At 43.8% G+C, this 15584-nt stretch carries 3 protein-coding genes; all 3 read left to right on the top strand.

Annotation, left to right across the window (positions count from 1 at the left end):
- Positions 1-290 precede the first annotated feature (290 nt).
- The 3 genes from rtxA to OO184_RS05935 all read left to right on the top strand — a co-directional run bounded on the left by rtxA (position 291) and on the right by OO184_RS05935 (position 15549).
- Positions 291-12509, top strand: coding sequence for an MARTX multifunctional-autoprocessing repeats-in-toxin holotoxin RtxA (gene rtxA, locus OO184_RS05945; protein WP_265378387.1), 12219 nt, complete (start codon positions 291-293; stop codon positions 12507-12509).
- A gap of 653 nt (positions 12510-13162) precedes the next feature.
- The gene (gene aepX, locus OO184_RS05940) at positions 13163-14026 is read left to right on the top strand and encodes a phosphoenolpyruvate mutase (protein ID WP_265378386.1); all 864 of its coding nucleotides are present in this window, start codon (positions 13163-13165) and stop codon (positions 14024-14026) included.
- Between the two features lie 188 nt (positions 14027-14214).
- Positions 14215-15549 (top strand): LLM class flavin-dependent oxidoreductase, encoded by a 1335-nt coding sequence (locus tag OO184_RS05935; RefSeq protein ID WP_265378385.1) that lies wholly within the window; start codon positions 14215-14217, stop codon positions 15547-15549.
- The last annotated feature ends 35 nt before the right edge of the window (positions 15550-15584 follow it).

The following is a 15584-nucleotide window of genomic DNA, read 5'->3' as shown; positions in this document are numbered from 1 at the left end:
TGTTTATAGAGGCATCAGTTTGAAAATTTTCTGAACTTAGTATTTTTCTTGCTATATACAATACATTTTATTAATAAATTACTTTTGGAAAGAAGCATGTCTGATAAGTTCGTGCAAATAATCTCTGATGTTAATTTTAATAGCGATTTTTTTCTTTATTTAATTTATTGCTATTAAAAAGTAAGAAGATTTCACTGTTTCGTGACAACTTAAATATTCAAAATAACTGCTCTATCCATTAGATGCAGTGGTTTTCTGCTTAACCTCAATGATACATTAAAGGGCTATTGATGGGTAAATCATCGAATAGAAGTACAGAGTACTTCTTTACTGGAAAATATTACGACGATAATGATGGTAATAGTATTACTGCTATTGGTATTGGCGGTGAAGTTTATGCTTATGGCGGGGATGATGATGTTACTGTTGGTTCATTAAAGGTCGATGTATACCATACAGATGGTGAACTTTCGGTAAAGGGAGCTTCAGGTTATACCGGTATTCGTAAAACGGGAAATGGCGGCTTATTATTTACAGGCGCATCCGGTGCGGCTTTTATTGATCACACCGGTGAAACGGGAAATTTATATTATTCGGGTGCTGCTGGTTATAATAAACTGACTCGTAAAGGTTTATCTGGTAATACCAGTTTTAAAGGGGCTGGCGGATATAACGAATTATGGCATGAAACTGATCAGGGAAATATCTATTTTGCCGGTGCAGGAGCTGCTAACGAAATTGATCGTACCTGGTTTAACGATTATCAAGGTACTCAGGGAGATGTGACATTTAATGGCGCAGGCGCTGCAAATAGTATCGATTCGCGGATAGAAAGCGGCGACATTACTTTGAATGGTATTGGCGCTGATAACCATATTGTGCGCAAAGGTAGAAAAGGCAACATTATCTTACGTGGAGCGGGGGCGGCAAATCGCATTGAACGTATACGCTATAGCGAAGATGGGTATAAACAGACTCATGGCAATATTATTCTTGAAGGTGCGGGTGGTTATAACAAACTCTATTCTGATGTTGCTCACGGTAATATTCATTTCACTGGCGCAGGGGCGTATAACGAAATTACCCGAACAGGTGCGAAAAATGAAATAGCATTTGCTCAGGCTAAAGATATTATTATGACATCAGCAATAATGGAGGGACGCTGGATTCAACAATCTCAGCAAGTTAAAGCAGTTAAATCCGTTGTGGAGCCTGATACTTATCTCTTTGCCGTTGCCAATGAAATTAATACTAAAGTTGTTGCTGTGCGGCTGAAAAATGATCCTGATACCGGTAAACTTCGTTATTATGCGACTTCTTGGTATAAGGAGGGGGATCATCTTAAGGATATTGCTAAGGAAAATATTAATGTAAATAATGGATTTGTCCCTGTTAAATGGGAAGGTGCTATTACGCTTGCCGATATTAACTTTGTATATCGACAAGGAACCACGATACAGGGTATTGAAGAGGCATTATTAACCGATAAATGGGTGAATTATGCTGATGGTAACAACATTAAAGCAGAAGATGTCACACTGGGTGGCGCCAAAATAGGAGGATATGCGATTTCTTCTGATGGACTGAAAATCGATGTCTCTCCGGTTAAATCGAATAATCAGCCGAATACTTATATATATACAATATTTCTGGAACCTTATACCAAAGTGGTTGAGGTTAAACTGGCAAATGATTATGAAACAGGAAAGCTGAAATATATTGCAAGATCTTGGTATAAAAAAGGTGACTATACTAGCCGTATAGCGGACGAAAATTTTTCCTATCCCGGTGGTTATCGATCAATAGGAGCTGGCTATACGTTAAGTCAGCTTCATTATGATTTAAATGTAGCAGATGATATTGCTGATTGTTTGACGGATCTTAAAGGTTATTCTGAGCAAGATCTTATCGAATCATCAAAGAGTGGTGGGGATAGCTCTGGTGATATTTATTTCAACGGTGCAGGTGGTGGAAATGTTATTACATCCAATGTAACGCACGGTAATATTGATTTCACCGGAGCGGGAGCGGCTAACGTTATTCTGCACAGTTCAACATTCGGTAATACCTATTTCGACGGGGGCGGTGGGGCTAACGTCATTGTGAAAAACGGTGAAGAGGGCAATCTATCATTCCGTGGCGCGGGTTTCGCCAATGTCCTTGTTCATCAAAGCCAGCATGGAGAAATGGATATTTATGCTGGTGGCGCGGCAAATGTTCTTGTGCGGGTCGGGGATGGACGATATCTGGCTCATCTTCTGGCCTATGGCAATATCTCAATTCACAAAGGCAACGGTAACAGCCGGGTGCTGATGTTGGGCGGGTACAACACGCATACCCAAATAGGCGATGGCAACGCGAACTGGGTCGGCGCAGGCGGTTTTAACCTTATCACTCAGGCAGGAAAGGGGGACATCTCCTCAATACTCTTGGGCGGTGCTAACGTGCTAACTAAACTTGGCGCCGGGGATCTGGTTTCAGGGATGTTCGGTGGCGCCAATATTACCAGCCATCTCAGTGATGAAACTGAAACCGCCAATACTACTGCCGTTGCGTTGGGCGGAGCCAATATTCTCACCAAAAAAGGGAAAGGCAATGCGCAGGCGGTAATGGGCGGCGGTGCGAACGTTCTCACGCATATAGGCGACGGCAATACCACGGGCGTTATGTTAGGTGGCGCTAATGTGTTGACCAAAGTCGGAAAGGGTGACACGACCGGCATCATGTTTGGGATGGGTAACGTGTTGACCCATGTTGGCGGCGGTTTGACATTGGGCGTGATGGCAGCGGCGGGAAACCTCTTTACTAAAGTCGGGGATGGAACATCGATTGCGGTCATGATTGGCGCAGGCAACCTGTTTACCCATGTCGGCAAAGGGGAGGCATGGGCGTTAATGGGCGGCGCAGTAAATGTCTTTACCAAAGTGGGTGACGGCAATGTACTGGCATTGATGGTAGCCGCAGGCAATGTGTTCACTCATATCGGAGATGGCGCAAGTGTTGCGCTGATGCTGGCAAAGGGCAATATCGCCACGAAAGTGGGTGATGGCATGACTCTGGCGGCGATGGTTGGCAAAGGTAATATCTTTACCCATGTGGGTAATGGAGAGACATTTGCCGCTATGATTGGCGGCGCCAATGTGTTGACCAAAGTCGGTAATGAGCTGACCGCCGCCTTAATGCTAGGGAAAGCCAATATCTATTCGCATGTGGGTAAGGGGACCAGTATTGGTTTGTTTGCCGGTGAACTAAACGTGATGACCAAAGTCGGTGAGGGGACCACGCTGGCGGCCATGTTTGGTAAAGCCAATATCATGACCCATGTGGGGGATGGTTTAACGGGCGTGTTAGCACTGGGTGAGGCCAATATCGTTACCAAAGTGGGTAATGATTTTATGGGCGTTGTTGCAGCGGCGAAAGCGAACGTTATCACCCACGTAGGCAACTCAACGACGGCGGCTGTTTTGCTTGGCAAAGGCAATATTCTGACCAAAGTGGGAGACGGCACGACAGTCGGCCTGCTTATTTCCGATGTGGGTAACGTGATGACTCATGTCGGTGAGGGTACGACGGTGGGTTTTGCCAGAGGTAAAGCCAATCTGATTACCAAGATTGGAAACGGCAATGGAGTGAATGCGGCTTGGGGGGAGGCGAATATCCTGACTCAAGTGGGAAATGGCGACCGTTACAACTTCGCGAAAGGTAAAGCGAACATTGTTACCAAAGTGGGCAATGGGCAAGAAGTCACAGTGGTTCAGGGAGATGCCAACATCATCACCCATGCGGGTAACGGTGATGACTACACCGGAGCCTGGGGGCAAGCCAACGTTATCACTAAGGTAGGAGATGGACGCAATGTGGTGCTTGCCAAAGGTAAGGCTAACATTGTCACTCAGGTGGGTAAAGGAGACAGCTTTAACGCCTTATGGAGCGAAGGCAATGTTGTCACCAAAGTGGGTGACGGTATGCAGGTTACGGCGGCGAAAGGGAAAGCTAACGTAACGACGACGATAGGAAATGGTTTAAATGTAACCGCTGCGCATGGTGACGCTAATATCAACACCCATGTGGGTAATGGTGTTTCGGTTAACGTGGCGTGGGGAAAATATAACGTTAATACCAAAGTTGGCAATGGTCTCAATGTTGCGGTCATGAAAGGTCAGGGTAACGCCAATATTCAGGTTGGTGATGGTCTGGCTATCAACGCCTCTTATGCACGTAATAACGTGGTGGTTAAGATTGGTAATGGTGATTTCTACAGCTTCTCTGCGACAGAAAGCAGCAAACTTTCCTCCCTCTTTGAACAGATCAAACAGACAACATTGGGTGTGGGAGGCAGTCAGGCGATCAATTATCTGGTGCAGGGGGAGGAGGCCAACACGTCTGGCACTCATAAAGGCCGAGGCGCGATTAATTTAGCGGAAGTTTCTGCTATTGATGGCTTTCAGATGGATGAGATTACTCCGATAGATTCAGATTTAAGTAATCATTTCAGTGGTTCTGTAACAGCCGTGGAGACGCCTGATATCAGTTCAATAGAAGGTGCTTTGAGTCGAAAAACGCGATCGATATCAGAGTCAGCTCAGAATGAAAATCTGATCGTCAATGGCGATTTTGAACAAGGTGAGTTGGGTTGGCAGTCAACCAATGATATAGAGGCATATAATTCGGCGAGTGATTATGGTCTTGATAATACCGGTTATGGTGAACGAGTCAGTGAATTTAATGTTGATAAAAACACCGTAATTTGGCAGGAATTACAAAATTTGTCTGAAGGAGAAGTGGTTTCACTGACTTTTGATTTTATGAGTCATTTAGAGATGGTGGGGAGTGAGTTGAATGACAATGGAATAGTCGTGTTATGGAATGGTAAGCCTGTATTCTCAGCTTCTGGGGAGCGAACGATGTGGCGCACCCAGAAACTCGATTTAATGGCGGAAGCGGGTACTAACCGGATTGAATTTAAAGGTACAGGCCAGAATGATGGATTAGTCTATATCTTAGACAAGATCGTTGTGAAATCTGAGACGTCACTGATTGTGAATAGTGACGAACAAGGTAAATTAGGTTGGCAGTTAACCAATAATATTGCGGCCCATAGCCCAGTGAGTGCTGATGGACCTGATCATCCGGGTTATGGCGAACGAGTCAGTGAACTTGATGTTGATAAAAACACCACCATTTACCAGGATTTGCGAAATCGTTCTGAGGGAGAGGTGATTTCTCTGAGCTTTGATTTTGCTAATCGTCCCGATGCTTATTCAGCCGACAATGGTATGGATGTTTTCTGGAACGGCAAACTTGTATTCTCGACTTTTGGCGACGCAGCGAAATGGCAAAATAAAACACTAGAACTGATAGCAAAAGCAGGTAGTAACCGAATTGAGTTTAAAGGAACCGGTTTGGATGATGGCGTAGGCTATATTCTGGATAACGTTATTGCAAAATCTGAGAACTCACGACAAGCCAATATTATTACCGAACATGTGAAACAGGGTAAAGCGGCGCAAAATGCATTAAGCGATAAAGAAAAAGCAGAAAAAGATCGCCAACTGTTGGAACAGGAAAAAGAGAAACAACTGGCAGAAATTGCGAAATCGCAATCCCAATTGGAATTAACGGATCAGGAAGCAGTTAGCCGAAATGGGCTGACACAGCGTAATGCGATAGCAGAGGAAGCGCAGGCGGAAACTGACAAACTGGTTTCTATGACGCAAGGCTTGGATCTGCTTGATGACTATGCCAACTACAGCGGCAAATCAGGTGACCAGCGGCGCGATCAATTTGCGGGTAAATTCTTGGACCGTATTCAGGATGAGTTGAATTACACCAAATTTATTACTCAGAAAAGATTAGCTAATGCTCAACATACTATTACGGATAACCAACAACGAGTAAAAGAAGCGGTTGCGAAATCCGAGTCTGGCGTAGCACAAAGCGAGCAGCATCATGCCAGTGTAAAACAAGATATTGCAGAGGCTCAGGAAAAAGCGGCGTTAAGAAAAGAAGAGGCATTATTGCAGCAACAACGGGCTGAAAAAGCGGGAAATGACGCGAATGTTGCCTGTCAGGAGGCGGAAAATCGGGGTAAACGTGATACCGCGATGGCTGAAAGTAAAATTGCCCAAGTACAAACAGATGCCAAAAGAGCAAAACAGAGTGATGCCAGACCTGATCGTATCGGCGCCAGTGGTAGCGGTTTATCTGGCGAAGCCTACGAATCGATAGATGCAGGGGAAACTGGTAGCCATATTGATCCCGAATTCATGCTGGAAGTTGAAAACAGATTCTACAAAGGGTTAACCGAAGAAGAGTTACAGGGATTGTTTAGTGCTAAACAAGTAGTTGATCGTCTACAGATAAATACGGGTATTCGTGCAGAAAATACTGGTGTCTTAACGACCCCCAAATTTACCCAAGTACCGCCTGACGACTTGGTCATCCCCACGTCGAACAGTTCGGGGGAGCTTAGCAGAAGAGGGCCGCGGATTTCAGGCATTAATCTGGAATCGTTGGGAAATGATGTCAAGGTGGAGCAGAAAAATTCCGCTATATTTGAAAATGCAAAATTTAATTTATTGAAAGAGGGAAATAAGCTATTTATCAATCCCAATGTAAGAACATTGGGGCGGAAAAGGCAGCTTAGTAAAGCGCTGGTTGTTGTGCGTGATACTTTCTATAAAACGATGAGTCATTTCGATGAAGAACATATATTGCTGCTTGAACAGGCGATAACTGATTGGCAACAGCGTAGCCCAAAGGAATTTGCGCTACGCGCCAGTCAGGTGAACTTAGTACGTTTTAAAATAGGCCGAATGATTGAACACTTGCAAGCCGAGAGAGCCGAATCCGCAGGCGTGCTTGGAATTGCCGTGCCGCCTCAGCGCGCTGAACAACTGAATCAATGGGTAATATTTGATGGAACCGGACGTGTTGTCGGTTTAAAAGGCGGTATAACACAAAACGAAATTAATCATCTTATTGAGTGGCAGATGACTCCGTTGACCCGCACGAATTCAACCGCTGAACGGGAAGCGCCGAAAACCGAAAATGAAAGTCTGATTGCTTTTATGAGTCGATTGGAGACTGCTAATATCCCGGAAGCGTTGCCTTTGATTGGACGGGCGAGAAAACTCTGGCTCACTGGACAAGTCACATCACAGGAAACTATCAAATTATTTGATGATGCTGCCGGCCAGTTACAGGCATACCCTGAGTTACATGCTTTAGTATTGTCATTACAGACTGATGCTCACAGAAAAAAGTCAACTACCCAATATATTGATAACTTATTTGGTCGTCGTTTTGATTCCGAATTGGCCCATACTTTGGTGAAAACGGCATCACCGGATGCGATAGCGGCCTCCAGACAGATAGGACAATTCCTGGTGCAGGAGTTTGAGTCGTATATGCAAAGTACTACTGGCTCCACTGTACGTGACGGGCAGATTGCTATCAGGATGCAAGCTTTTGCCGAAAGAATTAAAAAGGATATTCGCCCTTGGTTCAGTCGGGTGCCAGAACTGACTACATTCCTGCAAAAACCGACCTTTGATAACTTTAAGATCATGATGACTAAGGTGGATAACGGTTTTGAAATGATCAAAATTCCGTTTCTGGCAGTAAAAATGTCGAACATTGATGGAATGGGATTACATTCATCTCAATGGAAGGCGGAAGCGGACATTTTCTATCGGGAGGAGATCTATAAGGCGCGTTCCACCAGTAGTAAGTTAACTAATATGGCGGATGTTACCTATAAAGTGAAGTTAACTGAACAGCAAACCAATGATTATGGCATTGCACTGCCTTACCAGCCATCCGGTGATCAATATGAGGATTTCCTGTATGGCAGAAAGGTGGCGGCGGGCAGAGTGCTGACGCCTGGGCAGGAAACAACACTTGAGCGTAACGCCTTGGCGCAAGGGCATTCCGTGGTGACGGGGGCATCTGGATCGACCAATATCATGGTTCATCTCAATAACTATATTGCTAGTCAAGATCCCACTTTCTCGCAGGAGCAGGCATATCTTAATACTTTGGTGTTCCTGGTCTTTGATGGCGGTCATTCGGTTAATGAAAGTTTGGTGGTTTACAAAGCGTTGCAGGAGACCGGTGATGAGCGCAGGCAGGTACTGCAAAACTACACCGCCAGTTATACGGATCTGATGGATATTGCCGGAGATAAAGGAGAGCGATGGATAAATCAGGCATTAAATAGTGCATTTGAGAAAACCCAACACCTTTATCGAGAATATTCCCCTGAGAGAGAACAGAATGACTCTCCGGTGGAAGCATTGCAGGCGTTATCGGGCAAGCATGAAGCGTCAGAGTCGGTATTAATTGAGGATGATGGTACTTCGCCACAGGATAAAGCCTCTTTAAACCCATTGACCCGATTCTTTAACAACGAACTGTATGGTTTTAAAGAAGAGCGTCGCTATATCAGTGATGAGACGCAAACCATTCTTGATGATGCTGTTGCTAATGGCACATCAAGCAAAATCACCCTAAAAGGCGAAGGGGGACGTTTAACGGGATATTATCATCAGGGTGACATAAAACCAGATGAGATCTCGACGGCAGCAGAGAAAAAAGTTGTGCTTTTCCTTCATGGCTCAGGTTTATCTGCGGAAGAGCAAGCTCATGATATCCAAAGCCACTATCAAAATCAGGGCATTGATATACTGGCTGTCAACATGCGGGGCTACGGTGGTAGTGATGGTAACCCCGGTGAACAAGGGTTCTATCAAGATGCCCGGACGATGTTTCGCTATTTGGTGCAAGATCGCGGTATTAAGCCGGGTAATATTATCATTCATGGTTATTCCGTCGGTGGACCGGTGGCGGCTGATCTTGCCCGATATGCGGCGCAAAATAATCAAGCGGTGTCAGGTCTGTTACTCGACAGGCCAATATCGAGTATGACCAAAACCATCACTGCACATGGCGTACCAAACCTTGGCGGCATGATTGGGGCATTGGCAAAAGCGATGAATGGACAATTTTCAGTAGAAAAAAACCTCAAAGGCTTGCCGGTCAATACGCCGATCATGTTGTTAACTGACAATCAAGGTCTGGGGCATGAGGGGGAAAAACTGCGAGCAAGATTGACCGCTGCCGGTTATCGCGTATCGGGTGAACAAACCTTTTATGGTCATGTCGAGAGTGGTGCTTTAATGAGCCAATATGCTGATAGGATTGTCTCGACGCTTTCCAGCTCTCAGAGTAAAAATCGGGATATGGTGAAGAACTCGTTGCAAAAGAGTGACAATCGAGGGGCACGCTTTGGTAGTCAGATCATTATTCAAATGGAGAATGACCCGATTGTAGCGAAAGCGGCGATCAATCTGGCGGGTAAACACCCGGATTCCAGTGTAGTGGTTAAACTTGATGCCGATGGAAAATATCATGTTATTTATGGTGATCCGACCAGATTATCAGGCAAATTACGTTGGCAGATTGTTGGTCATGGCCGTGAAGAATCGGCACAAAATAACACTCGCTTGAGTGGCTACAGTGCCGATGAATTGGCAATAAAACTGAAACAGTTCAGCCGGAACTTTAACCCGGCAGGTAAACCTGATCGTATCAGCATCGTGGGTTGTTCACTGATTAGTGATGATAAGCGAAATGGTTTTGCCTATCGCTTTATCACCGCCTTAGATAAACAGGGCATTCGTAGTGATGTTTCAGCGCGTCGTAGTGAAGTGGCTGTTGATGCGACAGGTCGTAAATTTACCCGCGATAAAAATAACCAGTGGGTTAACAAATTGAACGATAACAAACTGGTGTTGCGCTGGAATGAACAGGGTGAACTAACGACCACGACAGAAAGGTTGCGACGTGGTGTGGCTGAAAGCGATATCAACCTTGCTAAGGTGGGGTACACAGATGCTGATTCAATCACTAAAGGGGCAATTGCGGATAACCATGATGTTTTCACTGCGCCAGGGAAGCGCAAAAACAGGATAGAACTCGGTTCAAATTCTCAATCGGATAAGTCGCTGAGTTATACCGGCAATATACAGGTGAATGTAGGCGACGGTGAATTTACCGCGATCAACTGGGGAACATCGAACGTAGGCATCAAAGTGGGTACGGGTGGTTTTAAGTCACTGGCCTTTGGCGACAACAATGTGATGGTTCACATCGGGGATGGCGATAGTAAGCACAGCGTTAATCTGGGGGGTTATCAAGCATTTGAAGGGGCGCAGATGTTTATTGGCAACCGTAACGTCAGCTTCAACCAAGGTCGCAGTAATGACCTGATTGTCATGATGGATAAATCCATCCCTACGCCACCGCTGGTTAATCCATTTGATGGTGCTGCTCGTATTACCGGCGTACTGAAATCTATTGCTCATTCCGGCAGAGAGTGGAACTGGTTGGCGGCGCAAAATCGGCAGTGGACGTTATCTGGAGCGAAAAAATTTGTGCGGGACATGTCTGGTTTAGACCAAACCAGCAGCGTTGACTATAAGACGCTAGTTGATTTGGATTCTCAACATGAGCGTAGTAGTCGTGGTTTGAAAAGTGATGCAGAAGCAGCATTGAACAAGAAATACCACCAATGGTTAAGTGGACACGGCAACAATATTGATACCGGCAAAATGAGCCGTGCGGATAAATTCCGTCAAGCCAATGAGAAACTGGCTTTCAATTTTGCGGTAGGTGGTCAAGGGGCGGATATTCAGGTCACAACCGGTAGCTGGAACTTTATGTTCGGTGACCATATTCAATCGATTCTGGATACCAACCTGGGTTCTCTATTTGGTCTGATGACGCAGCAATATTCAACGACAGGCATAGCGAAGACAACATTTACTTACAATCTACAAGACTTACCGCGTCAACTTAAAAACAAACTGCTTGGTCGGTTAGCCAGTGTAAATGCAGATACCACTTTAGCGGATATTTTTGGTGTGGATTACACCCAAGAGGGACAGATTATTTCCCGTACCGGAGAACCTGTTGATGGTAAAGCTATTTTGCAAGAGATGCTGGAAGTGATTAAGCAGTTTGGTGGTGATCAACTACGTGCCTTCACTGATCCGGATAAATTGATTGATGGTTTGAAACAGAACGCCAATATGAATGCAGAGAGTATTGACTCATTTTTTGTCAGTCATGGGCTGAAAGAGAAAGCGCCTGACGACAATCGGGAAAAAAGTGTGCCGGGCGCCGCCAACAGTGGGAATATTCAGACTAATAACAAATCAGAGCGTGCATTAGGCTTTAATTCGCTGAATTTGCCTAACCTATTTGCGACGATATTCAGCAAAGATAAACAAGAAGAGATGCAATCGTTAGTGAGCAATCTGAAAGAGAATCTAACCGCAGATCTGCTCAATATGGAGCAGAAAACCTTTGATTTCTTGCGTAACAGCGGTCATTTGCAAGGGGATAGCGATATCCATGTCTCGTTGGGGAACTACAACTTCAACTGGGGCGGTGATGGTAAAGATCTCGGTGCTTATCTGGGCGATAACAACAACTTCTGGGGTGGACGTGGTGATGATGTTTATTACTCAATCGGCACCTCCAACATCTTTACTGGTGGTGAAGGTGATGACCTCGGCGTTCTGATGGGACGTGAAAACTGGATGTTTGGCGGTAGCGGCGATGATATCGCAGTGGTAGCCGGACGCATTAACCAAGTCTTTATGGGAGAAGGTAATGATCAATCCTTTGTTTTTGGCGAAGGTGGCTTTATTGATGCCGGTAACGGGCAGGACTACGTTGTCACCTCTGGCAACTACAACCGGGTAGATACTGGGGAAGGCCAGGATTATGCTGTGACTATCGGTAATAACAACCGGGTTGAACTAGGTGAAGGCAATGACTTTGGCAGGGTGTTTGGTAATGACAACCGAATTGATGGCAACATGGGTGACGATGTCATTAAATTGATGGGCTATCATGCGGTGATTAACGGTGGAGAAGGTGATGACCACCTGATAGCGGCCACTATTTCGAAGTTCAGCCAGTTTGACGGCGGTGATGGTCGAGATCTACTGGTTTTGGGGGGATACCAGAACCACTTTCAGGGTGGCGCAGGGGTAGACAGCTTTGTGGTCAGTAATAAGGTGATTGACTGTCAGGTTAATGATATCAATGCGGAAGATATGATTGCCTTTAATGGTATTGACTGGCAAGACTTGTGGTTCCAGCGCAGTGGATACGATTTAGTGCTATCAGTGAACCGCCGTACTCAGGATAAAACCGCTCAGGGTGTATTTGAATCGGTGGGTTCAGTCACCTTTGATAATTACTTTAATGGTAACCGTGCCAAATTAGTGACTCAAATGGAACGCAAGGATGCATCAGGAGAGCGTGGATTTACGGCGCTTTCTGACAATGCAGTTGACACTTTAATTCAGGCAATGAGCAACTTTGCTCCAACAGCCGGTGATAACGGTTTCATCGAAGGGCTGGACAGCAAGGAGAAAATGGCTATTACGACGGCTTGGACAGACACCACAATTGGCAAGGGTAAATTTGCCTAATTAATTTTCTACAACACTAAGTAATCGCAGTAAAAATGGCTCACTGGATAGGTGAGCCATCTTAATCCCGCAAGAGTATTATCGTTCTTGGGTAAATTGTTTAATGATTAATAAGAATGGATCATGAATAATAACTTATTATCAATTGAATTGAGCGCGGCCAAACTCTTATTTGATGATGAGAATAGATTTACCTTTATTCATAACATTGACAGCTTACAATATTTCTTAATTTATATGGTGGACATTTCCAATTGTACAAGCATTGGAGCAACCTCTTATCTTTTTCTCACAAACGTTTAAACGGGCGAAAGTTTATATTTGTATTTATGTGGCTGAAAGCCGCATAAACTCTGAGTTTGTAGCGATGTAGATCGCCGCCGGATTAATATTATCTGAACCCCTGTTTTGTTTTGTGATGATTATCACGGATAAATCGTCTTTATATGTTAATTTATGATTAACTAAAAATTGGTATTTTGCATAAGTTTAACTGTTATTTTTTCATTTACTGCATAAGCCTTCAGGACGGGAATATGGGCACCTAAATTTCATTTAGATAGAGCTATAGTCAAGCAGTGTTGGCAATAATACTCGTTGAACTATTTGAAATAGCGTCTTGATCTGATTGGTTTTTAAACTGGGATTGTTTTATGTTGAAGAAATTACTCAAAGAGAAGAAATCGCTTACTTTTATTGAAGCACATAATCCGCTTTCAGCACTCATTATCAAAAATACAAATTATACAGATGATAATGGCTGTACCCATAAATTTGATGGTATCTGGTCAAGTTCTTTAACTGACTCAGCTGTTAAAGGTATTCCTGATAATGAAACATTGGATATTAATAGTCGTTTACAAAATATTCATGAAATAAAATTACTCACTAAAATGCCGGTTATTATGGATGCCGACACAGGCGGACGGGTTGAGCATTTTGTCCATTATGTCAGAAAAATGGAGCAGGTAGGTATTGATGCAGTCATTATTGAAGATAAAACGGGCAATAAAAGAAATTCTTTGTTTGGCGCCAGCGTTAAACAAGAATTGGCTGATATTAAAGAATTCAGTAACAAAATAGCCAAAGGTAAAGCTGCACAACAAAAGAGCCGATTAATGATTTTTGCACGACTGGAAAGTTTAATTGCTGGTTACGGAATGGAAGATGCATTGGAGAGAGCCAATGCCTATGTTAAAGCAGGTGCTAATGGCATTATGATCCATAGTTGCCAGAATACGTCTGATGAAGTTATTGGTTTTAGCCAGTCATTCAGGAGGAAATATCCAAGATTACCACTGATATGTGTACCAACGACTTATTCAGCAACTTATCATAATGATCTGAGCGAAGCAGGTTTTAATATTATTATTTATGCCAACCATATGCTCAGAGCGGCTTATAAAGCAATGGAGCATGTATCTCACGAAATATTAAAGTATGGGCGTTCCGCAGAAGTAGAGAAAGATTGCATAAGTATAAAAGAAGTCATCAATCTTATTCCTTATGCTTCTTGATGCCTGAGTTTTAATATTTTTCTATCAAAAAATATATTCTCACATATATAACTTCTGGATTTCGAGTTGCATCGTGGTGGCAAAAGAGCGAATTCCCGAGAGCATAGATGACCGTATGTTTATAAAAACGGTGATTGCTGCAAGAAAAGAGGAAATTTGAAAGACGATAGGTATTATAAAAGGAAAATATGATGGAAAGTAACCAGAAACAACTCGTGCTTGGTGCTTATCTTACTTATGGCACTGGGCATCACCCGGCTGCATGGCGTCACCCTGATGTTAATCCACAAGCTGCACAAGATATCGGGCATTATCTGAATATGGCTCGTATAGCGGAAAAAGGTTTACTCGATTTAATTTTTCTTTCTGATACACCTTCGGTTTTTCAGGATGATCAGCGGGGTTATGGCAGCCGGGTAGTTGTATTCGAACCCATGACTCTCTTATCAGCATTGGCAATAGTGACTGAACATATCGGTTTGGTTGCTACCGCATCCACCACCTATAAACATCCATTTAATATTGCTCGTGAATTTGCTTCGTTGGATCATATTAGCCGTGGGCGCGCTGGCTGGAATCTGGTGACCTCGTCTAAATCTCATGCAGCGAAAAACTTCGGTTTTGCTCAACATCCTGAGCATGATGAACGATACCATCAGGCGGCTGAATCTTGGGACATTGTGACTGGATTGTGGGATAGCTGGGATGATGATGCTCTGCCACGTGATAAGCAGAGTGGTATTTTTTATGATCCATCAAAATGTCATGAATTAAATTTTCAGGGGCAATATTTCTCCGTAAAAGGGCCATTGAATATTTCTCATCCCCCTCAGGGGCACCCCATTATTGTACAGGCTGGTTCTTCAGAACCGGGAAAAGAACTGGCAGCCAGAACGGCTGAATTAGTTTTCACTGCACAGCCTGATATGAATTTAGCAAAAGCATTTTATAGCGATTTAAAATCCCGGCTCAGTCAATATGAAAGGCACTATAACAATATTTTAATTATGCCGGGGCTATGTTTTTTTATTGGCGCTGATGAAGAGAGCGCCAAAAAGAAATTTAACGATTTGCAGGCACTTATTCACCCAGAATTTGGTCTCAGCATGTTATCTGATTTGCTCGGTGATATTGATTTATCAGGCTACGATATTAATCAAGCTCTACCAGATCTTCCTGTTTCTAATGGAAATCAAAGTCGTCGGGCGATTATTGAAAAGATGGCTAGATCAGAGTCTTTAACGATTAAACAGTTATACGAAAAAATCATTATTGCCAGAGGCCATTTAATTTTTATTGGTTCTTACCAACAAGTTGCTGCGCAAATGGTGCAGTGGCTACAGGAAAAAGCTTGTGACGGATTTAATCTTATGCCTCCTTATATGCCCGGATGTCTGGAGGAATTTGTGACTCATGTTGTACCTGAATTACAAAAACTGGGCGTGTTCAAAACGGATTATAAATCAGGGACATTAAGGGAAAAGCTGAATATTCCAAAACCACCCAGCAAATTTCACGTTTAAATAATACTCATTAATAAAAAATAAGGTTATGACGC

Source organism: Photorhabdus aballayi (genome assembly GCF_026153155.1).
GTDB classification, from domain to species: Bacteria; Pseudomonadota; Gammaproteobacteria; order Enterobacterales; family Enterobacteriaceae; genus Photorhabdus; species Photorhabdus luminescens.
Note: the sequence above shows the minus strand (reverse complement) of the source record. Positions and strands in the feature narration are given on the sequence as shown.

Bases quoted from the DNA above. Each gene is read 5' to 3' on its own strand.
- rtxA (WP_265378387.1), top strand. From the start codon at position 291: ATGGGTAAATCATCGAATAGAAGTACAGAGTACTTCTTTACTGGAAAA.
- OO184_RS05935 (WP_265378385.1), top strand. From the start codon at position 14,215: ATGATGGAAAGTAACCAGAAACAACTCGTGCTTGGTGCTTATCTTACT.
- aepX (WP_265378386.1), top strand. From the start codon at position 13,163: ATGTTGAAGAAATTACTCAAAGAGAAGAAATCGCTTACTTTTATTGAA.